The 25537-nt window shown below is 72.3% G+C and carries 26 protein-coding genes; 1 reads left to right on the forward strand and 25 read right to left on the reverse strand.

Features of this window, described 5'->3' with window-relative positions; genetic code table 11:
* Positions 1-149: 149 nt before the first annotated feature.
* The 11 genes from lgt to hisI all read right to left on the reverse strand — a co-directional run bounded on the left by lgt (position 150) and on the right by hisI (position 9278).
* Positions 150-1112: a prolipoprotein diacylglyceryl transferase gene (gene lgt, locus ACXNSR_RS10980; protein ID WP_458643267.1), complete on the reverse strand. Its 963-nt coding sequence runs from the start codon at positions 1110-1112 to the stop codon at positions 150-152.
* 88 nt (positions 1113-1200) lie between these two features.
* Positions 1201-2169: a DsbA family protein gene (locus ACXNSR_RS10985; RefSeq protein WP_458641894.1), complete on the reverse strand. Its 969-nt coding sequence runs from the start codon at positions 2167-2169 to the stop codon at positions 1201-1203.
* Between the two features lie 107 nt (positions 2170-2276).
* A complete protein-coding gene (gene trpA, locus ACXNSR_RS10990) occupies positions 2277-3092 on the reverse strand; it encodes a tryptophan synthase subunit alpha (protein ID WP_458641895.1) in 816 nt (271 codons plus the stop codon).
* The gene (gene trpB, locus ACXNSR_RS10995) at positions 3089-4330 is read right to left on the reverse strand and encodes a tryptophan synthase subunit beta (RefSeq protein WP_458641896.1); all 1242 of its coding nucleotides are present in this window, start codon (positions 4328-4330) and stop codon (positions 3089-3091) included. Before trpB ends, trpA begins: the two co-directional genes overlap by 4 nt.
* Before the next feature lie 205 nt (positions 4331-4535).
* Entirely contained in the window at positions 4536-4745 is a 210-nt protein-coding gene (gene trpM / locus ACXNSR_RS11000) for a tryptophan biosynthesis modulator TrpM (protein ID WP_458641897.1), read from the reverse strand.
* 9 nt (positions 4746-4754) lie between these two features.
* Positions 4755-5564 (reverse strand): indole-3-glycerol phosphate synthase TrpC, encoded by an 810-nt coding sequence (trpC, locus tag ACXNSR_RS11005; protein WP_109782100.1) that lies wholly within the window; start codon positions 5562-5564, stop codon positions 4755-4757.
* A gap of 172 nt (positions 5565-5736) precedes the next feature.
* Entirely contained in the window at positions 5737-6249 is a 513-nt protein-coding gene (locus tag ACXNSR_RS11010; RefSeq protein WP_458641898.1) for a DUF2752 domain-containing protein, read from the reverse strand.
* Positions 6250-6333: 84 nt separating this feature from the next.
* Positions 6334-6585: an HGxxPAAW family protein gene (locus tag ACXNSR_RS11015; RefSeq protein WP_458641899.1), complete on the reverse strand. Its 252-nt coding sequence runs from the start codon at positions 6583-6585 to the stop codon at positions 6334-6336.
* Positions 6586-6709: 124 nt separating this feature from the next.
* Positions 6710-7390, reverse strand: a complete 681-nt coding sequence (locus tag ACXNSR_RS11020; RefSeq protein WP_458641900.1) for a TIGR02234 family membrane protein — start codon at positions 7388-7390, stop codon at positions 6710-6712.
* Between the two features lie 14 nt (positions 7391-7404).
* A complete protein-coding gene (locus tag ACXNSR_RS11025) occupies positions 7405-8895 on the reverse strand; it encodes an anthranilate synthase component I (RefSeq protein ID WP_458641901.1) in 1491 nt (496 codons plus the stop codon).
* A 14-nt stretch (positions 8896-8909) separates the two neighbouring features.
* Positions 8910-9278, reverse strand: coding sequence for a phosphoribosyl-AMP cyclohydrolase (gene hisI / locus ACXNSR_RS11030; RefSeq protein WP_030773221.1), 369 nt, complete (start codon positions 9276-9278; stop codon positions 8910-8912).
* A gap of 91 nt (positions 9279-9369) precedes the next feature.
* Between hisI and ACXNSR_RS11035 the strand changes: the two genes are divergently transcribed.
* The gene (locus ACXNSR_RS11035; RefSeq protein ID WP_458641902.1) at positions 9370-10002 is read left to right on the forward strand and encodes a TIGR03085 family metal-binding protein; all 633 of its coding nucleotides are present in this window, start codon (positions 9370-9372) and stop codon (positions 10000-10002) included.
* 111 nt (positions 10003-10113) lie between these two features.
* Here the strand turns inward: ACXNSR_RS11035 and ACXNSR_RS11040 are convergent, their stop codons facing one another.
* The 14 genes from ACXNSR_RS11040 to hisD all read right to left on the reverse strand — a co-directional run bounded on the left by ACXNSR_RS11040 (position 10114) and on the right by hisD (position 25418).
* Positions 10114-10440 carry a hypothetical protein gene (locus ACXNSR_RS11040; protein ID WP_458641903.1) on the reverse strand — a complete coding sequence of 109 codons (327 nt, stop codon included), beginning with the start codon at positions 10438-10440 and terminating at the stop codon, positions 10114-10116.
* 90 nt (positions 10441-10530) lie between these two features.
* Positions 10531-14820, reverse strand: a complete 4290-nt coding sequence (locus ACXNSR_RS11045) for a polymorphic toxin-type HINT domain-containing protein (RefSeq protein ID WP_458641904.1) — start codon at positions 14818-14820, stop codon at positions 10531-10533.
* Between the two features lie 153 nt (positions 14821-14973).
* Positions 14974-16125, reverse strand: coding sequence for a hypothetical protein (locus ACXNSR_RS11050; protein ID WP_458641905.1), 1152 nt, complete (start codon positions 16123-16125; stop codon positions 14974-14976).
* A 154-nt stretch (positions 16126-16279) separates the two neighbouring features.
* Positions 16280-16897 carry an RICIN domain-containing protein gene (locus ACXNSR_RS11055; RefSeq protein WP_458641906.1) on the reverse strand — a complete coding sequence of 206 codons (618 nt, stop codon included), beginning with the start codon at positions 16895-16897 and terminating at the stop codon, positions 16280-16282.
* A gap of 35 nt (positions 16898-16932) precedes the next feature.
* A complete protein-coding gene (locus ACXNSR_RS11060; protein ID WP_458641907.1) occupies positions 16933-17538 on the reverse strand; it encodes an RICIN domain-containing protein in 606 nt (201 codons plus the stop codon).
* 52 nt (positions 17539-17590) lie between these two features.
* Entirely contained in the window at positions 17591-19171 is a 1581-nt protein-coding gene (locus tag ACXNSR_RS11065) for an AbfB domain-containing protein (protein ID WP_458641908.1), read from the reverse strand.
* 536 nt (positions 19172-19707) lie between these two features.
* On the reverse strand, positions 19708-20463 hold the full coding sequence (hisF, locus tag ACXNSR_RS11070) for an imidazole glycerol phosphate synthase subunit HisF (RefSeq protein WP_161293725.1): 756 nt from the start codon (positions 20461-20463) through the stop codon (positions 19708-19710).
* Positions 20460-20846 carry a RidA family protein gene (locus tag ACXNSR_RS11075; protein WP_458641909.1) on the reverse strand — a complete coding sequence of 129 codons (387 nt, stop codon included), beginning with the start codon at positions 20844-20846 and terminating at the stop codon, positions 20460-20462. The genes hisF and ACXNSR_RS11075 overlap by 4 nt, the downstream gene beginning before the upstream one ends.
* Positions 20843-21574, reverse strand: coding sequence for a bifunctional 1-(5-phosphoribosyl)-5-((5-phosphoribosylamino)methylideneamino)imidazole-4-carboxamide isomerase/phosphoribosylanthranilate isomerase PriA (gene priA / locus ACXNSR_RS11080; RefSeq protein ID WP_458641910.1), 732 nt, complete (start codon positions 21572-21574; stop codon positions 20843-20845). Before priA ends, ACXNSR_RS11075 begins: the two co-directional genes overlap by 4 nt.
* Positions 21574-22224 (reverse strand): imidazole glycerol phosphate synthase subunit HisH, encoded by a 651-nt coding sequence (gene hisH / locus ACXNSR_RS11085; RefSeq protein ID WP_458641911.1) that lies wholly within the window; start codon positions 22222-22224, stop codon positions 21574-21576. The genes priA and hisH overlap by 1 nt, the downstream gene beginning before the upstream one ends.
* Positions 22221-22388 carry a hypothetical protein gene (locus ACXNSR_RS11090; RefSeq protein WP_030009964.1) on the reverse strand — a complete coding sequence of 56 codons (168 nt, stop codon included), beginning with the start codon at positions 22386-22388 and terminating at the stop codon, positions 22221-22223. The genes hisH and ACXNSR_RS11090 overlap by 4 nt, the downstream gene beginning before the upstream one ends.
* A 2-nt stretch (positions 22389-22390) precedes the next feature.
* A complete protein-coding gene (gene hisB, locus ACXNSR_RS11095; protein ID WP_326591415.1) occupies positions 22391-22984 on the reverse strand; it encodes an imidazoleglycerol-phosphate dehydratase HisB in 594 nt (197 codons plus the stop codon).
* A complete protein-coding gene (locus ACXNSR_RS11100) occupies positions 22981-24090 on the reverse strand; it encodes a histidinol-phosphate transaminase (RefSeq protein ID WP_458641912.1) in 1110 nt (369 codons plus the stop codon). Before ACXNSR_RS11100 ends, hisB begins: the two co-directional genes overlap by 4 nt.
* Positions 24087-25418, reverse strand: a complete 1332-nt coding sequence (gene hisD, locus ACXNSR_RS11105; RefSeq protein WP_458641913.1) for a histidinol dehydrogenase — start codon at positions 25416-25418, stop codon at positions 24087-24089. Before hisD ends, ACXNSR_RS11100 begins: the two co-directional genes overlap by 4 nt.
* Between the last annotated feature and the right edge of the window lie 119 nt (positions 25419-25537).

The following is a 25537-nucleotide window of genomic DNA, read 5'->3' on the forward strand; positions in this document are numbered from 1 at the left end:
CAGGGCTCCGCCCCGGACCCCGCGCCTCAAACGCCGGCGGGGCTAGATGTGGCGCGGCGCCACCAGGCATGGGGCACCACCCTCGGTCGGCGGGAAACGCGAAGGGGGCGCCGCGGGCTACGCGGCACCCCCTTCTCGGAGCGTTGAGCTCAGCGCTTGCCCGCCTCCGGGGCCTCGGCCTCGGCGGGGGCGTCCTTCGTCAAGACGGGTGCGCCGGCCTTGGCCGGCTCCGGCTTCGCCTCGTCGGTGGACCCTTCCGCGTCGGCCGGAGCCGCCTCGTCGCCGTCCTTGCCGCCGGAGGTGTCCGGCTCGACGACCGTCTCGCGGCCCGGCCGCAGCTTCGCCGACAGCACCAGGTAGACGACCGCCAGGACGAAGACGACGATCGAGGTCCAGACGTTCAGCCGGACGCCGAGGATGTGGTGCGCCTCGTCGACGCGCATGTACTCGATCCAGCCGCGGCCGACGCAGTACGCGGCGACGTACAGGGCGAAGGCCCGTCCGTGGCCGAGCTTGAAGCGGCGGTCGGCCCAGATCACCAGGAACGCGACACCGACGCACCACAGCGACTCGTACAGGAAGGTCGGGTGGTAGGTCCCGGCGTCCCGGTTCGGGCCCGCGCTGATCTCCACGGCCCACGGCAGGTCGGTGGCCCGGCCGTACAGCTCCTGGTTGAACCAGTTGCCCCAGCGTCCACAGGCCTGCGCCAGCGCGATACCGGGGGCCAGGGCGTCCGCCCAGGCGGGCAGCGGGATACCGCGCAGGCGGCAGCCGATCCAGGCACCGACCGCGCCGAGCGCGATGGCGCCCCAGATACCGAGTCCGCCTTCCCAGATCTTGAAGGCGTCGACCCAGTTGCGGCCCGCGCCGAAGTAGAGCTGGTAGTCGGTGATCACGTGGTAGAGGCGACCACCGACCAGGCCGAAGGGCACGGCCCACACGGCGATGTCCGCGACCGTGCCCGGCTTTCCGCCGCGCGCGATCCATCGCTTGTTGCCGAGCCAGACGGCGACGAAGACGCCGATGATGATGCAGAACGCGTAGCCGCGGAGCGGGATCGGTCCGAGATGGATCACGCCGGTCGACGGACTGGGGATGTAAGCAAGGTCCATGGCAGACATGACGCTACCTTGCCGGGCGGTGCGCACCGCAACCCGCCCGGCAAGACGAAACCAAATCCAGACCTGGAACGGGCCGCTTTCAGTCCTGCGCGGAGCCGCTGGAGGAGCCGCCCGACGACCCGCCCGAGCCCGTGCGCGAGGCCGACGGCGATGCCTTCGCCCCCGCCTTCGTACCGGATCCGGGGGTCGCGCTGCCCGACGGTGAGGCCTTCCCGGCCCCGGCTCCTGTCCCGGCCCCGGCGGCCGCGCCTCCCGAGCCCTTGGCGGCGGCTTCCACCTGTTCCTTCAGCTTCTGCGGGGTCACCTGGTTGGCCTGGTCGGAGAGGATGTCCTTGCCGTTGAGCAGCACGGTCGGGGTGCCCCGGAACTGTCCGGCCGTGAAGGCGGCGTCCGACTTGGCCACCCAGCTGTTGTGCGTGCCGTCCTCGACGCACGAGCGGAACTCGGGGGTGTCCAGCCCGTCGACCTTGCCCGCCAGTTCCAGCAGCTTGGCGTTCTTGCCGAAGGCGTCGTCGATCTCCTGCGGCTGGTTCTGGAAGAGGAGGTCGTGGTACTCGGTGAACTTGCCGGCGTCCTGCGCGCAGGCGGCCGCGTTGGCCGCCTTCAGCGAGCCGCTGCCGCCCATCCTCCGGTCGATGAGCGTGACCAGGTGGTAGTCGACCTTGAGCAGCCCCTTGGCCTCCAGGTCGTGGATGACATCGCGGTAGTTGTCCTCGAAGAACTTGCAGGAGGGGCAGCGGAAGTCCTCCCACACGGTGAGGGAGGACTTCGCCTCGGGCTTGCCCGCCTGGATGGCGAGGGCGTCCTTCCCGGTGGCCCCGGAGGGGGCGACCACCGGGCCCGCCTTGGCGGAGTCGTCCTTGCCGGTGTTGGCCGCGATCACGCCGACGACGGTCGCCAGGCCGAGGACGCCGACCACCGCCGCCGCCACGACGAGGGTCCGCCGGCGCTTGTCCCGGGTCTTCTGCCGCTCGCGCTCCACGAGGAGTCGTTCCCGGGCCGATCGTTTCGTCGCATCGCGGTTCGCACCGTCGTTCTTCTCGCTCACGCTCCGCCAAACGAAGCAGGGAGGCACTCGCGTGCCTCCCTGCCGCACTTCCACCCGAACGGGCTACGGAACCCGATCAGACATCCGTGGCTCGCGTCGAACGTGCGTCAGCTCCGGCGTACGCCTTCCGCGAGCTCGCCGGCGAGCGCCCGTACGGCGTCCAGACCGGCCGGCAGGTCCGGCGCGTCCAGGAGCAGCTTCACGAAGGCCGAGCCGACGATGACGCCGTCGGCGAAGCCCGCGACCTCCTTGGCCTGGACGGCGTTGGAGACTCCGAGGCCGACGCAGACCGGCAGGTCGCTGGTGGCGCGGGTGCGGCGCACCAGATCGGCGGCCTGGTTGCCGACGGATTCCCGGGTGCCGGTGACTCCCATGAGGGAGGCGGCGTAGACGAAGCCGGAGCCGGCCGCCGTGATGGTGGCCAGGCGCGCGTCCTTGCTGCTGGGGGCCACGACGAAGACGGTCGCCAGACCGTTCTTGTCCGCGTGCTCGCGCCACAGCGCGGACTCCTGCACCGGCAGGTCGGGCAGGATGCAGCCGGCGCCGCCCGCCGCCGCCAGCTCGGCCGTGAACCGCTCGACGCCATAGCGGTCGATGGGGTTCCAGTAGGTCATCACCAGGACCGGGGCGCCGGTCGCCTCGTGTGCCTCGCGGACCGTGCGGATCACGTCGGCGATCTTGACTCCGCCGCGCAGGGCGATGTCGTCGGCGGTCTGGATGACCGCGCCGTCCAGCACCGGGTCGCTGTGCGGGAGGCCGATCTCGACCACGTCCGCCCCGCCCTCGATGACGGCCTTGACCGCCTCGATGGCGCCGTCGACGGTCGGGAAGCCGGCCGGCAGGTAGGCGACGAGGGCCGCGCGGTCCTCGGACTTCGCCTTGGCGAGGGTGTCACTCAGCAGCTGGAGGTTTCCGGTGCTCACTTGTTCTCCCCCTCGCCGTCGTACAGCCCGAAGTAGCGGGCCGCCGTGTCCATGTCCTTGTCGCCGCGACCGGACAGGTTGACGACCAGCAGGCCGTCCTTGCCCAGCTCCTTGCCCAGGTCGAGGGCGCCCGCGAGGGCGTGCGCCGACTCGATCGCCGGGATGATCCCCTCGGTGCGCGAGAGCAGGCGCAGGGCCTGCATCGCCGCGTCGTCGGTGACCGCGCGGTACTCGCCGCGGCCGGAGTCCTTGAGGTAGGAGTGCTCCGGGCCGATGCCCGGGTAGTCCAAGCCGGCCGAGATGGAGTACGGCTCGGTGATCTGGCCCTCCTCGTCCTGGAGGACGTAGGAGCGGGAGCCGTGCAGGATCCCGGGCTCGCCGGCGGTCAGCGTGGCCGCGTGCTCGCCGGTCTCGACGCCGTGCCCGGCGGGCTCGAAGCCGACGAGGCGGACGTCGGTGTCCGGGATGAAGGCGTGGAAGAGGCCGATGGCGTTGGAGCCGCCGCCGACGCAGGCCGCGACGGCGTCCGGCAGCCGTCCGGTGCGCTCCAGGATCTGGCGGCGGGCCTCGACGCCGATGACCCGGTGGAAGTCGCGGACCATGGCCGGGAAGGGGTGGGGGCCGGCGACCGTACCGAAGAGGTAGTGGGTCCGGTCCACGTTGGCGACCCAGTCGCGGAACGCCTCGTTGATCGCGTCCTTGAGCGTCCGGGAGCCGGACTTCACGGCGATGACCTCGGCGCCCAGCATGCGCATGCGGGCCACGTTGAGGGCCTGGCGCTGGGTGTCGATCTCGCCCATGTAGATGGTGCATTCGAGGCCGAAGAGCGCGCAGGCGGTGGCGGTGGCCACGCCGTGCTGTCCGGCGCCGGTCTCGGCGATGACGCGGGTCTTGCCCATGCGCTTGGTGAGGAGCGCCTGGCCCAGCACGTTGTTGATCTTGTGCGAGCCGGTGTGGTTCAGGTCCTCGCGCTTGAGGAAGACCCGGGCGCCGCCGGCGTGCTCGGCGAAGCGCGGCACCTCGGTGAGGGCGCTCGGGCGGCCGGTGTAGTTGACCATGAGGTCGTTGAGCTCGGCCGCGAAGGACGGGTCGCCCTTGGCCTTCTCGTACTCGACGGCGACCTCGTCCACGGCGGCGACGAGCGCCTCCGGGATGAACTTGCCGCCGAAGTCGCCGAAGTAGCCCTCGGCGTTGGGAACGTGACCCTCCGGGTCCGGAATGAAGAACTCGCTGGACATGTCCAGTGCTCCTACGGGTGCGAGATGCGGCGGGGTGGATTCACCGTATTGCGCCGCCCGCCCGTGCCGCGCACACCCCGCTGGGGGATGTCGTGCGTACGGTGCGGGGCGGCCCGCGTCCGGAGCCGGCGGCCCGGGACGCCAGGCCGTACGGGAGCAGCGCGCGGCGCGGTACGTCTGGCGTACCGGGCCGCGGCGGCCCTCGTTACAGCGCGCCTCCGCGGCGCCATCGCATGCCGTTGACCTGGCCGGGCTCGGAGCCGATCACGTACCGGACCCGCCGCCCGTGCACACGCCGGGCCGGGGCGCGGCAGCCGCGGGGGCGGCAGCCGCGCGCCAGGGGCGCGTGAACCGTCGGCACGCCGGCCGGGCGGGTGCCCGGCCGGGTGCGGACGCAGGAGCGGTCGTGGGCCATGGGTGCGGGTCAGCTCCGCCCGTGGCGCAGGGCGGGGTGGGCACCGGCGGCGACGAGGTCGGCCACGGCCGCCTTCGGGTCGCGGCCGGTCACCAGGGACTCCCCGACGAGGACGGCGTCGGCGCCCTCGTTGGCGTAGGCGATCAGGTCGTGCGGGCCACGGATGCCGGACTCGGCGATCTTGACGATGTGGTCCGGGATCTCGCCGACGACGCGCTCGAAGGTGGAGCGGTCGACCTTGAGGTCCTTGAGGTTGCGGGCGTTGACGCCGATGATCTTGGCGCCGGCCGCGACCGCACGCTCCACTTCCTCCTCGTCGTGGACCTCGACGAGCGGGGTGAGACCGATGGACTCGGCCCGCTCGATGAGGGAGACGAGGGCCTCCTGTTCCAGGGCCGCGACGATCAGCAGGGCGAGGTCGGCGCCGTAGGCGCGGGCCTCCCAGAGCTGGTACGCCGTGACGATGAAGTCCTTGCGCAGGATCGGGATGTCCACGCGGGCGCGGACGGCCTCCAGGTCGGCCAGCGAGCCGCCGAACCGGCGCTGCTCGGTGAGGACGGAGATGACCGCCGCCCCGCCGGCCTCGTAGTCAGCGGCGAGCCCGGCCGGATCGGCGATGGCGGCCAGCGCGCCCTTGGAGGGGCTGGAGCGCTTGACCTCGCAGATCACCTTGACGCTGTCGCCGCGCAGGGCAGCGACGCCGTCCTTGGCCTGGGGCGCCTTGGCGGCACGCTCCTTGAGCTCGTCGAGGCTCACGCGGGCCTGCCGTTCGGCAAGGTCTTCGCGGACCCCTTCGATGATCTCGTCGAGCACACTCACGCGAGCGGCCCCCTTCCGGGTCGATGACGGTCGGCCGCCTTGCAGACACGTACAACAGCAAGGTCGGCATTCAAATGGTATCCGCAGGAGGCGTCGCCCTCCGCACGCGGTTGACGTCGTCCCAGTAACTGGACATTCGGAATCCGTGCTTCATAGGGCCTGCCCGGCGGGCTCAGGGCGCCAGTGCGGAGCCGAAGGAGAGATTTCGGACAATGGCGAAGACCAGCGCCAGCGCACCGAGCGCCCACCAGTACTTCCGGCGCAGGACGATCCTCGGGGTCGGCCCGCCGCGGAACGCGCGGACCAGCCACAGGGCCATGAATCCCGCGAAGACGAAATAGCCCGCGACCGCGAGCGCGTTCGCCCCGAGGGCGGTGATCAGATCACCGTTCGCGAAGGCGTGCGCGCTGCGCAGGCCGCCGCACCCCGGGCACAGGACGCCCGTCAGCCGGAACAGCGGGCACACCGGGTAGTGACCGGGCTCGTTGGGATCCACGGCGCCCACGTACGCGAAGGCCGCGGTGACCCCGGCCAGGTACGCCACCGGGACGGCGAGCCGCCGCACCCGGGACGGGGACGGGGACGGCCCCCCGGCGGGCCGTCCCGGCTGCGCGGGCACGGGCGCCGGTGACGGCGGGGCATCGGGGGTACGAGAGGCGTCCACCTGCTGATTCTCTCCGCTCATGACAAAAGGCGCAGCCCGGCGGGGCCGCGCCTTTCGGCTGCGTCGCTGCGAACCGCTTCGCCGCGTACCGCGTCTTTCGCGCGCTCAGGCCTTGGCGGGAACCTTGGACGCGGCGATGACCTCGGCGAGGTCCTTGTGGGCGGCCTTCGGCGCGCCCATGCCCGCGGCCTTCATCCCCAGGCCGACGACACCGCCGAGCGCGACGACGACGAGACCGGCCCAGAAACCGAGCGGGTTCGCGAGCACCATGAAGGCGCCGGAGATGCAGAAACCGATGAAGGCGATGATGACACCGGTCCAGGCGGCCGGGGTGTGTCCGTGGCTAGAGCCCGCCATGAGTTGCTCCTCGTTGCTCTCTCGCGCTGCTGTGTCGAACGTGCGGTCTGTGTCGAACGCTCGGCGACCATTGTCCCGTACCGGGCGGCTTCGCCGTCCACGGGGGTCGGGTCAGTGGGCCCGGTCAGTGGCCGCGGTCGGCGCCCGGGTCGGTGGTCGGGTCCTCGCCGCGGTCCAGAGCCTTCCACAGATCTTCCGGCCGGTCCGGATCAACCGCCGCGACAGTCCGGGCACGCGGGCTGCCGTCACGCTCGTAGCGGCCCCCCATGGAGGGCCAGCCCCGGCCGAAGCGCAGCGCCAGCAGACCGGCCGCCAGGATCAGGACCGCGCCGGCGGCCGTGACGTACGGCCAGGTCGTCTGGGTCAGCCCGGCCACGTGCGCGGCGCTGTCGGCGGTCGTACGGGCGGCCTGCGCGTCCAGGGCGCTGCGGCCGTCGGCACCGAGGACGGCCGACAGGGCCGCGCCCAGGCCGCTGAGGGCCAGCAGCCCCGACACCAGCAGCCGGCTCCTGCCGCGCACGGCGAAGACGGCGACCAGCGCGGCGAGGCCCACGATGGCGAGCGCCGCGGGAAGGCCGGTGACGGCCCGCCCGTCGGCGGCCAGCTGGAGCGAGTCGCTGCCGATGGCGGCGGTGCCCCGGGCCCAGGTCCGGCCGGAGGCGAGCAGGACGACGGTGGCGCCGAGGGCGCCGAGCAGCAGGGCGACGGCGACACTGCGGCGGCCGCCGCGGCTGTCGGGAGCCGCGGGCTCGGACTCGGCGTCGGCGTCGTTTCGGGGCGGGGGTACGGCACTCACGTACCCCACTATCCCCTACGTCCTCAGGAGCCGGTCAGGCGGTTCGCCGCTCCTACCGCGCGCAGCACGGCGGCCGCCTTGTTGCGGCACTCGTTGTCCTCCAGCTCGGGCACCGAGTCCGCGACGACACCCGCTCCGGCCTGCACGTACGCCGTCCCGTCGCGCAGCAGCGCGGTGCGGATGGCGATGGCCGTGTCGGAGTCCCCGGCGAAGTCCAGGTAGCCCACGCAGCCGCCGTAGAGGCCGCGGCGGGAGGGCTCCAGCTCCTCGATGATCTGCATGGCGCGGGGCTTGGGCGCGCCGGAGAGGGTGCCGGCCGGGAAGCAGGCGGTGAGCACGTCGAAGGCGGTCTTCCCCTCGGCGACGCGCCCCGTCACGGTGGAGACGATGTGCATGACGTGGGAGTAGCGCTCGATCGACATGAAGTCGACGACCTCCACCGATCCCGGCTCGCAGACCCGGCCGAGGTCGTTGCGGCCCAGGTCGACGAGCATCAGGTGCTCGGCCCGCTCCTTGGGGTCGGCCATCAGCTCGTCGGCGAGGTCGTTGTCCTCCTGCGGGGTCGCGCCGCGGTGGCGGGTGCCGGCGATGGGGTGGACCATGGCCCGCCCGTCCTCGACCTTGACCAGCGCCTCGGGGCTGGAGCCGACCACGTCGAAGCCGTTCTCGAAACGGAAGAGGTACATGTACGGGGACGGGTTGGTGGCCCGCAGCACCCGGTAGACGTCCAGCGCGGAAGCCTTGCAGGGGGTCTCGAACCGCTGCGAGGGCACCACCTGGAAGGCCTCGCCGGCCCGGATGCGCTCCTTGATGTCCTCGACGGCCGCCTGGTACTTCTCGCCGCCCCACAGGGCTGAGAACTCCGGCAGCTCGGAGGCGGGCAGCGCGGCCGGCACGTAGGGGGCGGGCCGCGCCAGGTCGGCCTCCATCGCGTCGAGGCGGGCCACGGCGTCCGCGTACGCCTCGTCGACCCCGGAGTCGAGGTCGTTGTGGTTGATGGCGTTGGCGATGAGCTGGACGGTGCCGTCCCAGTGGTCCAGGACCGCAAGGTCGGAGGTGAGCAGCATGGTCAGCTCGGGCAGCTCCAGGTCGTCGGCGGTGTGCTCGCCGATGCGCTCCAGGCGGCGCACGATGTCGTAGCCGAGGTAGCCCACCATGCCGCCGGTGAAGGGGGGCATGGCGCCCGCGAGGTCGCGGGGGGTGTGCAGGGCCTCGACGGTGGCGCGCAGGGCGTCGAGGGGGTCGCCGTCGGTGGGTACGCCGACGGGCGGGGTGCCGATCCAGTGCGCCCGGCCGTCCCGGGCGGTCAGGGTCGCGTCGCTGCGGACCCCGATGAAGGAGTACCGGGACCAGGAGCGGCCGTTCTCGGCGGACTCCAGGAGGAAGGTGCCGGGGCGTTCGGCTGCCAGCTTGCGGTAGAGCCCGACGGGGGTGTCCCCGTCGGCCAGCAGCTTGCGGCTCACGGGGATGACGCGGCGGTCGGCCGCGAGCTTGCGGAACGTCTCAAGATCCATTTCGGGGACCCTACCTAGTCGGCTGCGCGGAGGAGGACATCTTCGTCGAAACAGGTGCGGGCCCCGGTGTGGCAGGCCGCTCCGACCTGGTCGACCCGGACGAGAACGGTGTCGGCGTCGCAGTCGAGCGCGACGGATTTCACGTGCTGGAAGTGGCCGGACGTGTCCCCCTTGACCCAGTACTCCTGGCGGCTGCGGGACCAGTAGGTGCAGCGTCCGGTGGTCAGGGTGCGGTGCAGGGCCTCGTCGTCCATCCAGCCGAGCATGAGCACCTCACCGGTGTCGTACTGCTGGGCGATGGCCGGGACCAGCCCGTCCGCGGAACGCTTGAGGCGCTCGGCGATGGCGGGGTCGAGGTTGCCGGGGCGGGGGGACGTACTCATGGGGACATTGTGCCGGGCCGGGGCGGGGGTGATGATCCGCGTCCGCCTGATGAGCGGGTGCTCGGCGGGTTCCCGCCGTAGGCTGGCCCGCATGTCTACCCATGCGAAGCGTGAACGCCTGCTCCTGGCGGACCTGTTGGAGTCGGCCGGTCCGGAGGCCCCCACGCTGTGCGCCGGCTGGACCTGCCGGGACCTGGCCGCGCACGTGGTGGTACGGGAGCGGCGGCCGGACGCGGCGGGCGGCCTGCTGCTGAACGTGCTGAAGGCCCGGCTGGACAAGGCGATGGAGGAGTACACGGCCAAGCCGTACGAGGAACTGATCCAGTTGATCAGGACCGGCCCGCCGAGGATGTCGGTGTACGCGCTGAAGCAGATCGACGAGGCGGCGAACGCGGTCGAGTTCTACGTGCACGCGGAGGACGTCCGGCGCGCCCAGCCGGACTGGTACCCGCGGGAACTGGACCCGGTCTTCTCCGACGCGCTGTGGTCCCGGCTGGAGAAGCTGGCGCGCCTGACGGGCCGCCGGTCGCCGGTGGGCCTGGTGCTGAGGCGTCCCGACGGGCGGACGGTGGTGGCGCACAAGGGTGCGCCGGTGGTGACGGTGACCGGCGAGCCGGGTGAGCTGACGCTGTTCTGCTTCGGCCGCCAGGCGGCTGCGTCGGTGACGCTGGACGGCGAGAAGGAAGCGGTGGCCCGCCTGACCACGGCCGAACTGGGGCTGTGAGGCGCGGCCACCGCCCGACGGCCTGGGCGGGGCCGCTGTCGTCATAACGCCGGAAGCCCCACCGGAAATCCGTTCCGGTGGGGCTTCATGGCGGAGCGTGATGAAACGGGACTAGGCCCGGACCTCGACGGTGATCATCTCAGGAGCCGGCAGGCCGGTGGGCGGTTCATCCCCGTACCAGACGTACTCGATGGCCGAAAGGTGACCCTCGGTGGCCCATACGATGATCTCCCCGAAGAGTGAGCCGTCCTCGTCCTTCACGGTGGCGTCCACCGGCAGCACACCGGTGACTCCCGGTGATCGCGGAGTTCCCTCCAGCACCTCCAGGTCGACGCTCGGCGAACCGACTCCCCACTGCGCGACGACTCGCACGAAATCGATCTGCGCTCGCAATTCGGCCGCGCCGGGGAACTCCCGGTCGAGAATCAGGTCGAGCACAGTCCTCTCGCCCGGATTCAGGGGCCGGGGAACGATCGCAACGGCCACAGCAGGAACCTCCGTTCAGTAGCCCTCCAATGGCGGGCATGATCATTTCTTGCCGGGGAACTTCGCTTCGATGAACGCCGTACCCAGGCGAGGCATTCCGTTCACCACCGCTCCCCTGATCGTCACCGTCTCGCCTTCGATGACGCGCGTCACCTCGTACTTTCCGGCGACCGGCATATCAGTGGCACCCAGCAGACTGTCCATGATCGAGCGAAGGGCCTTCTCCCGGCCGCCGGCCTTGGTCACCAGATCTCCGAAGCCGTGCTTGGCCGGGTCGATCACGTGCTCCAGGTTCGCCGGAGTGTTCCAGGTCGACCACGCCTGATCGAGGAGCTCCGTCGTGATCTCACCGCAGGACGGTCCCGTGTTGTGCACCAGGACGGGCGTGGCTGCCGCCAGGACGTAGTACGTGTGGAGGTCGTCGACCGTCAGGTTGTGGACCCGCATCGGCTCAGTCCACGCACGGACGGAGACGAGTTCCTTGAGTTCGCCCCCCGGAGTGCGCAGCCGGTCGCCGGTTTTCAGGTCCGCGGCCTCCACCCATGCCTGCCGGTTGTCCACCCAGAACGGGTGGTTGTGCGTGGCGGTGAGAACGCCCGTGGCATCACCGGCCGCACCGTCGGTGTCGACGGTGAGCTCGCGCAGCTTCTTGTCGCCCTCGCCGACGATCAAGTCGGTGACGGTGCGGCCCCCGGACGTGCCGATCCGGGGGTCGGTCGCCAGGACCCGGTCCCCGACCCGGACGTCCTGGATCGGCTTGCTCGTACCGTCGGCCATGAGGACCGGGGTGCCGGGGACGAAACTGTTGTCCCCCTTCTTGCCCGGCAGGCACGGCGGCGTCTTGCGGAGCTTCTCGAGGACCTCCTCGCCCTTCGCGATCAGCTTCTTGGCCGTCGCGGAGGCGTCAAGGAAATCGTCGAGACCAGTGACGATGCGGCTGACCGCCTTGGTGATCGCCGGCATCTCCTTGATGAGCTTGAGCGCCTTGCCCCACGGAAGGGCTCCGACCACGGCCCAGAAGCAGCTTTCGAAGTCACCTTCGGTGATGCAGTTCTTGATGTCCTCGAAGAGGAGGTCGACGATGATCTGACCGCCGTTCTCGACGAGGAAGTCGAGGAAGTCCTTGTTCGCCAGCTGGCGGGCCTTCTCGTACTCCTCCGGCGAGATGCCCGCCGCCTTCAGCGCATCGAGTTCCTGCTTGGTCAGCTCCGGGGTGCCACCCTCTGTCTTGGCCTCCTTCGCCGCCGCCTGGCGGGCCTTGCGTTGCTGTTCGCGTTCGTACTCCTCGGCCTTCTTCGCCGCCTCGTCCGCCTCCTTGGCGTACGTGTTGGCGTTCTTCGCCGCGGCTTCCGCCGACTTGGCGTGGCCCTCGGCCGACTCCGCGAACTTGTTCGCGTCCGCCGCGTCCTTCTCCGCCTGGGCGGCGGCGCCCTGGGCGACGCTGGCCTCCTGCTCGGCCAGGCTGGCGGCGCTGTTGGCGGCGGCCGCGTGATTGTCGGCCTCGGCGGCGGCGCCGCGGGCGCGGGACGCCTCGGCCTCCGCCTGTACGGCGGCGTTGCGGGCCGCGGCCGCGTCCGCGTACGCCTTGTTGGCGGCGGTGCGGGCGAGCTTGGCGTCGGCCTGGGCCTGGGCGTCGGCCTGGTTGGCGCGGGCCGCGGCGGCGCGGGCCTTGGCGCCCTCCTCGGCGGCCTGGGCCGCCGACTTCATGGCCGCGGCGGCGGACCGCGCGGCGTTCGCGGACGAGCGCGCCGCGTCGGCGGCGGCCTGGAAGGCCGGGGCGACCTGGGCGTTGGCCCGCTTGGCCGCGGCCTCGGCAGCCTCGGCGGCCTTGACGGCCTCCGCGGCCTTCGCCTCGGCCGAGGCGACCTGCTCGGCGCCCATCTCCAGCGCCGCGGCGGCGACCTCGGCGGCGAAGTCGGCGTCGACGTCCTTGCCGACGAACGGCGCGGTCAGCGTGATGGCCGTGTTGGCCGGCTCGGCGATGCCGGCGGCGGTGGCGCGGGCCGCGGCGGACGCCTTGACGGCGATGCCCGCCTGGACCCGGGCCATGGCGGCCTCGCGGACGGCGCCCTCCGCCTCCTCCTTGGTGCGGTTCGCGGCCTGGAGGGAGTTGTTCGCCGCCATGGCGGCGAGCCCGGCGAGCCGGGCGGCCTCGTGCGCGGCGATGCCGGCCCGGGCCTCCTGGGCCGTGGCCTCCGCGGCCTTCTGGTTGGCGCGCAGGGCGGCCGCGTGCGTGAGGGCCGCCTGCGCCTCCGCCCGGTTCGCCGCGGCGCCGGCGGCGGAAGCGGCCGCCTCGGCCTTGTTCGCTGCCGCGTTGGCGCGGGCGGCGTGCGCGGTGGCCTCGGCCGCCGCGGCACGGGCCCGGGCGGCCGCGCCCGCGGCCTCCGTGGCCGCGGCCCGCGACCGTACGGCCGCACCGCCGGCGGTGTCGGCGGCGGTGCGGGCCTGGCCGGCCGCCGTGCCCGCCGTGTTGGCGTCGGCGCGCGCCGCGTCGGCGGCGGCCCGGGCCTCGGCGGCGTGGACCGTGCCGCGGCCGGAGGCGGCCATCGCCTCGGTCGCGCGGGCACGGGCCTCCTGCGCCTCGTGCCGCTGCTCGGCCGCGCGGGCGGCGTTGCGGGCGTTGCGGGCGTTGGTCTCCTCGGCGCCCGCCTTGCGGTCCGCCTCGGCGGCGATGCCGTCCTGCTTCTCGGCGCTCGCGCGGGCGGACGCCGCGGTGGCGGCGGCGGCCTGCGCCTGCGCGCGGGCGGCGGAGGCCGTACGGGCCTCGGCCTCGGCGCGTGCCCGCGCCGCCGCGGCGATGTCCCGCTCGCGTTCGGCCCGGACGCGGGCCGCCGCGGCGAGGTCGCGTTCCCGCTCGGCGATCTTGCGCTGCTCGGCGGCGACCTGGGCCTGCCGCTCCGCCTCGAGACGGGCGTCGCGGGTCTTGCGGGCGTGTTCCCACGCCTCGCGTTCCGCCTGCTCGGCGGCCACGCGCGCGTCCTTGGCGCGCCCCGCGGCGGTCGCGGCGATCTTCGCCTGCTTGTCGGCGGCCTCGGCCAGTCGGGCCGCGGCCCGGGCGTGCTCCTCGGCGTTCGCCCGCCACTTCTTGGCCTGCTGCTCGTGCAGTTCGGCCTGGTTCTTGGCGTTCAGGCCGGCGGCGGTGGCGGCGGTGGCCTCCACCGCCTGCTGCGCCGTCTGGCCGGCCTTCGCCGCGGCGTCCGCGGCGGAGGCGATGCCCGAGGCGACCTCGGCCCACTGGGTGCCGTGCTCCAGACCGGTCTCCACCAGGACATCGGCCTGCACCTTGGCCTGCGCGGCCGCGACCTGCGCCGCCTTGGCGGCGTCCTGGGCGTAGCCGACCTGCCGCTTGACCTCGGTCTTGACCGGGTCGTAGTTCGACAGGCGCTTGCCGGCCCGGTCGGCCGCCAGCATCCGGTCCGCCTCGCGGGCGGTCGAGGCCGCCGACGACATGGCGTTGGAGGCGTTCTTGAGGGCCTTGACGGCGTCGCCGTGCGCGGCGATCAGCTTGGTGCGGGCCTCGGCGGCGATCGTGGTCCTGCGGGCGAGTTCCCGCAGCTTGTCCGCTGCCTCCTGGGCCTCCTTCTGGGCCTTCTCGTGCGCGGCCCGGTCATCGGCGTCCTGCTGCGCCGCGGCCTGGTAGCCCTTCTCCAGGAACTCCGCGATCACCGCGTCGTTCTTGGAGTCGAGCGCTGCCTGCGCGGCCCGCTTGACCGCGGGGCCGCCCACCGCAGCCAGCATCTCGACGCGCTTGCGGTTCTCCTCGGCGCGCTTGGCGGCGTTCTGCTTCTCCGCCTCGTCGCGCTGCTTGGCGATCTCCGCGCCGAAGGCCAGGAAGTCGGCGCGGTCCTGCGGCGTACCCTTGAGGACCCGCTCGACCTCGGCGTTGAAGAACGTGCCGCCGGTGCCGCGCAGCTTCTCGATCTGCGCCTGGTTGGCGACGTCGGCGCCGGCCCGCTTGTCCTTGGCACGCTGGCGGGCCTCGGCCTCACCGTGCTGGAGGAAATCCCGGATCGCGTTCGGGTCGGTGCTCTCCAGCGCCTTCCTGGCGGCCTCGCGGACCTCTTCCTCCGCGTCGAACTCCGCGAAGTCCTCGACGAGCTGCCGGTCCCGCTCGGCGCTGATCCGGTCGAGTTCCGACTTCGCGGCGGGCGCCGGCGTACCGGCGTTCTTCGGCTTCAGCCCCGCCACCAGCTGGTCCAGCGACTGGACCGTCCGCGTCACCGACGCCTTGTCGTCGCGTCCGGCGGTCGCGGCGGCGGCCTCACCGGTGACGGTGCCCAGCACCGCCACGGCGACCGATATGGCCACGCCCTTCCGTACGTTCTCGGCCACGCGGACGCGCGGCCCTCCGGCTCCGGGCCGGAACCTTCCCCACACGGGAAACCCCCTAGACGAATGAATCATTAGAGCCCCGCCCGGGTCAGGGGCGGGGTGGTCGAATGCCGTACGGCCGGCCCCGGTCGGCGGGCCGGCCGTACACCGGGATCAGCCCCTGGCGCGGGTCTCGCCGTCCCGGGCGCTGTCGTACATGGCCTTCCAGAACGCCGCCGCCTCCTGCGCCCGGGTCTGCTCCCCGGCCCATGCCTCCTGGCTGGTCCCGGCGGTGTCCGAGATCCCCTTCCAGAAGTCCTGCGCCGACTCCCGGGACAGCACGGCGACGGCCCGCCAGTTCTCCGCCTGGGCGGCCGCGGCGGCCTGCTCGGCCAGCCACGCGCGCTGCGCCGCGTCGGAGTGCCCGGACACGGCCTTCCAGGCCCGTTCGGCCTCGGCGCGGGCCTTGGCGGCGTCCGCCGCGCCCTGTACGGCGGCCTCGGCCGCCGTGGCCTCCCGGACCAGGCGCGTCAGCGTGTAGTGCCGTACCGCTTCCGCGTCTGCGGCCCGCGTCCGGTACGCCTCCATGTCGAGGACCGCGCCGGTGGCCCAGCCGTAGCCGAAGAACTCCGCCACGTCCTCGTCGGCGGCGCCCGGCCGCAGCGCCCACTGCGCGGCGACCCGTACCTGCTCGCCCGGGTCCCGGTCGGCCCGGTCGCGTACGAACTCCCGCTCCTTGGCGGTGACTTCGATCCGGTGCTGCTCTCCGGACGCGCGCGTGGCGCGGTCGCGGCGCTGCGCTTCGGCGTATCCCGTCTTCACGAACGCCGCCTGGTCGGCGACGCTGCCCTTGAGCGCCCGCGCCGCTGCCGCCCGCACCTCGGGGGAGAACCCCGGCGTGTGGGTGGCGACCACGCGTTCGCAGAATGCCTTGTTGCGGGCCCGGGTCTCCCGCGCCCGCTGCTTCGCGTACTCGAAGCCGCCGCCGGGAGCGAACCACTCCAGGAGCGCTTCGTCGCCGCGGGAGCTGCGCAGCGCGTTCCACGCCGAGGTGCGCACCTCGGCGGCCGGGTGCGTCTTCGCCATCGACGTCACCTGGCGGCGCGCGTCCTCGACGACGGCGGCCAGCTCGGGCGAGAGCGCCGGAGCGGGCTGCCCGTCCGGGACGGCGGACAGGGACAAGGGCACGGCGGGCACGGCCGGTACGGCGGCCACCGCGGCCGCGGCGCGGGCCTCGGCCCCCGCCGGTACGACGCCCGTGACCGCGATCCCGCCGGCCAGTACGCCGACGACCAGCGCCCGCCCGCCCCACCACTGACGACTCAACTCGGACTCCCCCTCGGTTGAACAAGAACGTGTTCGATCCGTGCGCGGTGCGCACGGTGTGCCCAGCCGCGCGGGGGCGGAGCCGTGCGGCCCCGCCCCCGCGCGACGCCGGGCGGACGGGCTCACGCGCCGCGCCCGGTCCCGGCGGCCGGCCTCACTTGGCCGGCTGGACGGCCCACAGCTGGGCGCCGGTCCGGTTGCAGGTGTAGAGCTGCGTGTTGATGCCGTTGTCCTTCTTGCCGCCGGTGACGTCCAGGCACATGCCGTCGGCGTGCGCGGGCTGGAGTTCGTACAGCTTGCGGACGGGGTCGACCAGCATCAGCTGCCAGCGCTGGTGCTCCTTGCCGACGCACGCCCACTGCTGGATGACGGCACCGTTCTTGGTGCCGGCGTTCTCCACTTCGAGGCACTTGCCGCTGACGGCGGAGCGCAGTTCGAAGGTGCCGCCCTGGGTGGCGACGGCGGTCCACTTCTGGGCGTTGGTGGTGGTGCAGGCGGCCTGCTGGACGGGGACGCCGTCCGTGGCCTTGGCGCCCTCGACGTCCAGGCACTTGCCGCTGTGGGAGGCGGTGAACTGGACGGCCGTCTGCGGCATGGTGGCGCGGGACATGAACTCCTGGCGCGCGGCGACTGCGGCCTGGGCGGCCTCGCGGGCCGCTTCGGCGGCCTTGCGCGCGTCCTCGGCCCCGTCGGCCTGTACGGCGGTCGCGGTGCCGGCCAGCACGACGACGGTGGCACTCAGGGCCAGGGCGGCCCGGATGATCCGAGACATGGTGGGATCTGTTTCCTCTCGCGTGTTCGGGATGCTCAGGCGGCCGTGACCGGCTGGAGACGCCACTTCTGGGCGGATGCGCCGCTGCACATCCCCAGCTGGGCGCTCGCGCCGTCGTCCTTGCTCGCGGAGGCGATGCCCAGGCAGCGGTTCGTGTTCGGCGCCGTGTGGGCGGGCCGCAGCTCGTACAGCTCCTTGGCGATGTCGACCATGACCAGGCGCCAGCGCTGCTGCGGGGCCCCCACGCACCACCACTGCTGGACGGGCGTGCCGGAGGTGATGGCGGCGCCCTCGACGTCGAGGCACTTGCCGGAGTGCCCGGCGCGCACCTCGAAGGTGCCGGCGCCGGTGGCCGCCAGGTCGAACCACTGGTTCTCGGCGCCGTCGGCGCACGCGGACTGCACGGCGTTGACGCCGTTGCGCATGCTGGCCTTGGGGATCGTGAGGCACTGGCCGCTGTGCTCGGCCTTGAGCTGCATGGCGGAGGGGCCCGCCACCGCGGACGTGGCGGCGGCGGCCGAGGGGGCGGTGACGGACGCGGGCGCGGCGGGCGTCTCCTCGGCGACGGCGGCGCTCACGCCGCCGACGAGTGCGGCGACACTGGCCCCGACGGCCAGGACGGATCGGACGATCCGAGACATGGGTGTTTCCGTTCTTCTCAGGTCTGGGGTGAAGGGAACCGGCCGGGGGCCGTCAGGGGGCGAGCGGGGCGGTGAACTTCCAGGAGATGTCCTGGGCGAAGTCCTTCTCCATGTCGAAGCGGTTCTTGCCGCCCGCCTTGTTGGCCGCGTACAGGTCGCCCTGGTACTGCCGCAGGAAGCGGCCCGGCTGGCTCGCCGACTCGAAGGAGGTGCCGGTGGCGCCCGCGACCTTCTTGACGCACCAGGTGGCGTCCTTGCGGAACTGCGCGCTGTTGTCGCTCGCGAGCATCCGGACCCGGAGGTCCTTCGGGGCCAGGTAGTAGCCGGGCTTGCGGACCGATTCGAGGGAGTAGCAGCCGGGCTGGCCGCCGAGCGCCGGGACGACGACCCAGGTGGCGTCCTCGCGGTCGGCCTGCTTGGAGCCCGTGGAGACGGGGGCGAGGAACGCCTCGCCGGCGTCGGGGGTGGACTGCCGCAGGAAGAAGCCGGCCGGCAGGCCGTTCGCCTGCTGGAACGACTGGCGCTTGGCCCGGTGCTGGCCGTCCATCAGGAACCGCGCGACGTCGTCGTCGCTGCCGGCCAGGGCCTTCTTCGCCGCCGCGACCAGGTTCGGGTACACGCCGGTCTTCTCGGCGGCCGTCTGGATCTGGAGCGCGAGGCGGCGGTTGGCGGCGGCGGCCTCCTTGCGGCGCTTCTCGTCGTCCTTCTTGTACGCCTCTTCGGCGCCGGTGTGGATGAACTGCTTCCACACGGCCGGGTCCGGGCTGAGGACGGCGCGCTGGGCGGCCGCGAAGAGCTCGCTCCCCTTGGCGTCGGCCGGGGCCGTGCGCAGCAGTTCGCGGATGAAGTTGTCGTCGCTGAGGGCCAGTACGGCCTCGGAGGGCGTGATGCGGAACAGCGCGGCGGCGTTGGTGCGGGCGGCCAGCTCCTTGCGGCGCTCGGCCTCGGCGCGGTTCTTCTCCTCCAGTTCCTTCAGCTCGTTGGCCACGTCGCGGCGGTGGGCCTCGCGGGCCCCGTTGGTGATGAACGCCTGCCAGGCGGCGGCGTCACCGGCCAGGGCCTGCGCGGCGGCGGCGCGGACCTCGGGCCCGGCGGCCTCGTGCCGCATCACGGCGCGGATGAAGTTGTCGTCGCTCAGGTCGAGCAGGTCGGGGCTGTTCGGGATGCCGACCGCGATCAGTGCCTGGGACTTGGCGAGGCGGGCCGCGCGGGCGGCGTCGGCCTTGTCCTTCTCGCGCTGCTTGTCGACGGCGTACGCGTCGTGGATGACGGTGGTGATGAACTGGACGTGGTCCTCGGCCGTTTCGCTCATCATGGCGGCCTCGGCGGCCAGTCGTACGGACTCGAATTCCTCCCCGCCGTCCCGGGCCTTCTGCCAGAGGGCGTGGATGAAGTCGTGGTCGCTGAGCAGCAGGACGTCCGGGCTGGGGTCGAGGCGCACCACGGAGGCGGCGTCCACGCGCTGCTTCTCGCTGGTTCCGATCCCGGCGGCGGCGGCCGCTGTGCCCGACGGGGCGGCGACGGCCATCAGCGGCACGGCCAGGCCGGTGACGGAGGCCAGGGCGGTGGCGGTCACCAGCCCGCGCGTGACGCCCCTGCGCATGCGGGCGGAGTTCGAGTGGCTCTTCTTCATTCTGCTTTCGGATCCCCCTGTGAGATCCCCGCACGCGGTTCCCAGTGGTGCGGGGTGGTCGGAGGGGCAGTCTTGAAGATTGCAAAGAGAGCGTCAAAACGGATCTGGCCATTCCTGACCGTTTATCGACCACGCCCATCAGTAAAAATGCTTAATTTCCGTCAGTCTTTGGCCTTAATTCGACTTGCCACGATCAACAGAGCTCCCAGCCCGTTATCGGAAGCAATTATTCCGAGCGGATGGCGGCGCGGACCGGGATGCCGCGCGGCGCCCCTTCCGCCCCATTCCCCCCTTGCGGCACAAGGGATCAAGGACACCCCGACCGGCGCACCGCCGACCCCCGGCCGCCATGGACGCACCGCTGTAGGGGAGATGTAAGGAAAGTGTGGGCAGGCCCACACGACCGAATCGCGTGCTGGATCCGGTTACCATGCGCCGCATTTCGCCCTGCCCCGGCCCCGCGCGCGCGGACACCACCCCAGCCCCGCCGGCGATTGAGGCGCACCCCACCGGCCCGCAGCCGGGGCACGAGGGCGTCAGCGGACGGGGTGGCCCGCTTCGCGGAGGGCGGACTTGACCTCCGAGATGCGCAGGTCGCCGAAGTGGAACACCGACGCCGCGAGCACCGCATCCGCACCCGCCTCGATCGCCGGGGCGAAATCGGCGAGGCGGCCCGCGCCGCCCGAGGCGATCACCGGCACCGTGACGTGCTTCCGCACCGCCGCGATCATCTCGACGTCGTAGCCGTCCTTGGTACCGTCCGCGTCCATCGAGTTGAGCAGGATCTCGCCCGCGCCCAGTTCGGCCGCCCGGTGCGCCCACTCGACCGCGTCGATGCCGGTGCCCTGCCGACCGCCGTGCGTGGTGACCTCGAAGGTCCCGGCGGCCGTGCGGCGCGCGTCCACGGACAGGACGAGGACCTGCCGGCCGAACCGCTCCGCGATCTCCTGGATCAGCTCGGGGCGGACGATGGCGGCGGTGTTCACGCCCACCTTGTCCGCGCCTGCCCGCAGCAGCTTGTCGACGTCGTCGGCCGTGCGGACGCCGCCGCCCACCGTGAGCGGGATGAAGACCTGCTCGGCGGTGCGGCGCACCACGTCGTACGTGGTCTCGCGGTTCCCGGAGGACGCGGTGATGTCGAGGAAGGTCAGCTCGTCGGCGCCCTCGGCGTCGTACAGCTTGGCCATCTCCACCGGGTCACCCGCGTCGCGCAGGTTCTGGAAGTTGACGCCCTTGACGACCCGGCCGTTGTCCACGTCCAGGCAGGGGATCACGCGTACGGCGAGGGTCATTCCGCCACCGCCTTGAACGCCTCGACCTCGACCTCGACGACCATGCTGGGGTCGACGAAGCCGGAGACGATGAGCATGGTCGCGGCGGGCCGGACCGCGTCGAAGAGCTGCTTGTGGGCGCGGCCCACCTCGTCGACGTCGCGGGCGTGCGTGAGGTACATCCGGGTGCGGACCACGTCCTCGGGTCCCAGGCCGGCGTCGGCGAGCGCCTTGAAGGCGACCTCGAAGGCCTTGACCGTCTGGTCGTACGGGCCGCCCGCGTCGGCCGCGGTGCAGCCGGAGACCAGGACCAGGCCGTTGGGGAGGGCCACGGCGCGGGAGTAGGCGATGACGTCCTCGTAGGGGCCGCCGGAGGAGATGCGGCGTACGGCGTCGGAACTCATGCGGAGACCACCTTCAGGGCTTCTTCCAGGGTGAAGGCCTTGGCGTACAGGGCCTTGCCGACGATCGCGCCCTCGACGCCCGACGGGACCAGTGCGGACAGCGCCCGCAGGTCGTCGAGCGAGGAGATGCCGCCGGAGGCGACGACGGGCCGGTCGGTGGCGGCGCAGACGTTCTTCAGCAGCTCCAGGTTGGGGCCGGTCAGCGTGCCGTCCTTGCCGATGTCGGTGACGACGTACCGGGCGCAGCCCTCGGAGTCCAGGCGGGCGAGGGTCTCGTAGAGGTCGCCGCCCTCGCTGGTCCAGCCGCGGCCCTTGAGGGTGGTGCCGCGTACGTCGAGGCCGATGGCGATCCGGTCGCCGTGCTCGGCGATGGCCTTGGCGGCCCACTCGGGGGTCTCCAGGGCGGCGGTGCCCAGGTTGACGCGGGTGCAGCCGGTGGCGAGGGCCGCGGCGAGCGTGGCGTCGTCGCGGATGCCGCCGGAGAGCTCGACCTTGATGTCCATGGCGCGGGTGATCTCGGCGACGAGGGCGCGGTTGTCGCCGGTGCCGAAGGCGGCGTCCAGGTCGACCAGGTGCAGCCATTCGGCGCCGGAGCGCTGCCAGGCGAGGGCCGCCTCCAGCGGGGAGCCGTAGGAGGTCTCGCTGCCGGACACCCCGTGCACGAGGCGGACGGCCTGTCCGTCGCGGACGTCGACCGCGGGCAGGAGTTCGAGCGTGGGTGCGGTCATCACAGGGTCTCGATCCAGTTGGTGAGGAGCTGGGCGCCGGCGTCGCCGGACTTCTCGGGGTGGAACTGCGTGGCCCACAGGGCCCGGTTCTCCACCGCCGCCACGAAGCGCTCGCCGTGGGTGGCCCAGGTGACCTTGGGGGCGCGGATCGCCGGGTTGGTGATCTCGAGGCTCCAGTCGCGCGCCGCGTAGGAGTGCACGAAGTAGAAGCGGGCGTCGGCGTCCAGGCCCTTGAAGGCCTGGCTGTCGGCCGGGGCCTCGACGGTGTTCCAGCCCATGTGGGGGACGATCGGGGCCTTGAGCGGGCCGACCGTGCCGGGCCACTCGTCCAGGCCCTCGGTCTCGACGCCGTGCTCGATGCCGCGCTCGAAGAGGATCTGCATGCCGACGCAGATGCCCATGACCGGGCGGCCGCCGGAGAGCCGGCGGCCGATGATCCAGTCGCCGCGGGCGTCCTTGAGGCCCTGCATGCAGGCGGAGAAGGCGCCGACGCCGGGGACGAGGAGTCCGTCGGCGTCCATGGCCTTGTCGTAGTCGCGGGTGATCTCGACGTTCGCGCCGACGCGGGCGAGGGCCCGCTCGGCGGAGCGGACGTTTCCGAAGCCGTAGTCGAACACGACGACGTTCTTGGTGGGGCGGACTGCGCTCATTCCCAAATTCCCTGGATTCGCAGGACTCCGGCGGCCAGACACATGGCGGAGGCCAGAGCGAGCAGGATGATGACCGACTTGGGCATCTTCTGCTTCTGGAAGGAGTAGACGCCCCCGGCCAGGAACAGGCCGAGGACGATCAGGATGGTGTTCAGGCCGTTCACGGCTAGAGGGCGCCCTTCGTGGAGGGCAGGATGCCGGCCGCGCGCGGGTCGAACTCGGCGGCGTAGCGCAGCGCCCGGGCGAGGGCCTTGAACTGGCACTCGACGATGTGGTGGGCGTTGCGGCCGTACGGGACGTGGATGTGCAGGGCGATCTGGGCCTGTGCGACGAAGGACTCGAAGATGTGCCGGGTCATCGTCGTGTCGTAGGTGCCGATCATCGGCGCCATGTTCTCGGGCTCGGTGTGCACGAGGTAGGGGCGGCCGGACAGGTCGACGGTCACCTGGGCGAGGGACTCGTCGAGCGGCACGGTGCAGTTGCCGAAGCGGTAGATGCCGACCTTGTCGCCGAGGGCCTGCTTGAAGGCGGCGCCCAGCGCGAGGGCGGTGTCCTCGATGGTGTGGTGGGTGTCGATGTGCAGGTCGCCGTCGGTCTTGACGGTGAGGTCGAAGAGGCCGTGGCGGCCGAGCTGGTCGAGCATGTGGTCGTAGAAGCCCACGCCCGTCGAGACGTCGACCTGGCCGGTGCCGTCGAGGTTTATCTCGACGACGACGGAGGTCTCCTTGGTGGTCCGTTCGACCCGTCCGATGCGGCTCATGCGTGCTGCTCCTTCTTCAGTGCGCGAACCGCTTCCAGGAACGCGTCGTTCTCCGCCGGGGTGCCGGCGGTGACCCGCAGCCATCCCGGTACGCCGTTGTCGCGGACCAGGACGCCCTGGTCGAGGATCTTCTGCCAGGCGGTGTGCGAGTCCTCGAACGTCCCGAACTGGATGAAGTTCGCGTCGGACTCGGTGACCTCGAAGCCGATGGCCCGCAGTTCGGCGACCAGGCGGTCGCGCTCGGCCTTGAGCTGCTCGACGTAGCCGAGCAGGGTGTCGGTGTGTTCCAGGGCGGCCAGTGCGGTGGCCTGGGTGACGGCCGACAGGTGGTACGGCAGGCGCACCAGCTGGACGGCGTCGACGACGGCGGGGTGCGCCGCCAGGTAGCCCAGGCGCAGACCGGCCGCGCCGAAGGCCTTGGACATGGTCCGGGAGACCACCAGGTTCGGGCGGCCCTCGATGAGGGGCAGCAGCGAGTCCCGGTGGCTGAACTCCACGTACGCCTCGTCGACGATCACCAGGGAGGGCTTGGCCGCCTGGGCGGCCTCGTAGAGGGCGAGGACCGTCTCGGCCTCGACCGCGGTGCCCGTGGGGTTGTTGGGCGAGGTGATGAAGACGACGTCGGGGGCGTTCTCGGTGATCGCCTGCTCGGCCGCCTCCACGTCGATCGTGAAGTCCTCGCGGCGGGGCCCGGAGATCCAGCCGGTGCCGGTGCCGCGGGAGATCAGCGCGTGCATCGAGTAGGAGGGCTCGAAGCCGAGCGCGGTGCGGCCGGGCCCGCCGAAGGTCTGCAGCAGTTGCTGGATGACCTCGTTGGAGCCGTTGGCGGCCCAGACGTTCTCCCGTGCGACCGGGTGCTTGCCGGTACGGGTGAGGTAGGCGGCCAGCTGGGTGCGCAGTTCGACCGCGTCCCGGTCGGGGTAGCGGTTGAGGGTGCGGGCCGCCTCGGAGACGCGTTCGGCGATGCGCCGCACCAGCTCCTCGGGCAGCTCGTACGGGTTCTCGTTGGTGTTCAGCTGGACGGGCACGTCGAGCTGCGGGGCGCCGTACGGGGACTTGCCGCGCAGCTCGTCCCGGATGGGCAGGTCGTCGATGCCGAAGCTCACTGGGTGGGCACCTTCCATCCGAAGCGCGCCTTCAGGGCGGCGCCGTGCGCGGGCAGGTCCTCGGCCTCGGCCAGCGTCACCACGTGGTGGGTGACCTCGGCGAGGGCGTCGCGGGTGTAGTCGACGATGTGGATGCCGCGCAGGAAGGACTGCACGGACAGGCCGGAGGAGTGGCAGGCGCAGCCGCCGGTGGGCAGCACGTGGTTCGAGCCGGCGCAGTAGTCGCCGAGGGAGACCGGGGCCCACGGGCCGACGAAGATCGCGCCGGCGTTGCGGACGCGGGCGGCCCAGGCGGCGGCGTCGGCGGTCTGGACCTCCAGGTGCTCGGCGCCGTACGCGTCGACGACCTTGAGGCCGTCCTCCAGGCTGTCGACCAGCACGATCGCGGACTGCTTGCCGGCCAGCGCCGGCTTGATCCGGTCCTCGACGTGCTTGGTCGCGGCGACCTGCGGCTCCAGCTCCTTCTCGACTGCGTCCGCGAGCTCCGCGGAGTCGGTGACGAGCACGGCGGCGGCCAGCGGGTCGTGCTCGGCCTGGCTGATCAGGTCGGCGGCGACGTGCACCGGGTCGGCCGTGGAGTCGGCGAGGACGGCGATCTCGGTCGGTCCGGCCTCGGTGTCGATGCCGATCTTCCCGGTGAAGTAGCGCTTGGCGGCGGCGACCCAGATGTTGCCGGGGCCGGTCACCATGTTGGCGGGGAGGCAGCCGTCGGGTCCGGAGGTCCCGTACGCGAACATCGCCACGGCCTGGGCACCGCCCACCGCGTACACCTCGTCCACGCCGAGCAGCGCGCACGCGGCGAGGATCGTCGGGTGCGGCAGGCCGCCGAACTCCTTCTGCGGCGGGGACGCGAGCGCGATCGACTCGACGCCCGCTTCCTGGGCCGGGACGACGTTCATGACGACGGAGGACGGGTACACCGAGCGGCCGCCGGGGGCGTACAGCCCCACGCGCTCCACCGGAACCCACTTCTCGGTCACGGTGCCGCCGGGGACGACCTGGGTGGTGTGCTCGGTGCGGCGCTGGCCGCGGTGCACGATCCGGGCGCGCCGGATCGACTCCTCGAGGGCGGCGCGGACGGCCGGGTCCAGCTGTTCCAGGGCGGCCTCGATGGCCTCCGCGGGTACCCGGACCTGCGAGAGCTCGACCCCGTCGAACTTCTGCGCGTACTCGATCAGCGCCGCCGTGCCACGATGATGGACGTCCTCGCAGATGGGCCGCACCTTCTCCAGGGCAGCTTCTACGTCGAACTCGGCACGGGGCAGCAGAGAGCGCAGGGCGCCGCCCTCGGGGAGGGCGTCACCGCGCAGGTCGATACGAGAGATCACCTCACAATTCTCTCAGACCGCTTCGCGCCACCGTCCGCCCGTATCACTGGCTGATACGGGTCCCGGATGTCACAGGCGCCCGATAGCGTTCCCCTACACGGAGATGACAGCGGAGGGGG

The sequence above is a fragment of the Streptomyces sp. NC-S4 genome (genome assembly GCF_054353315.1).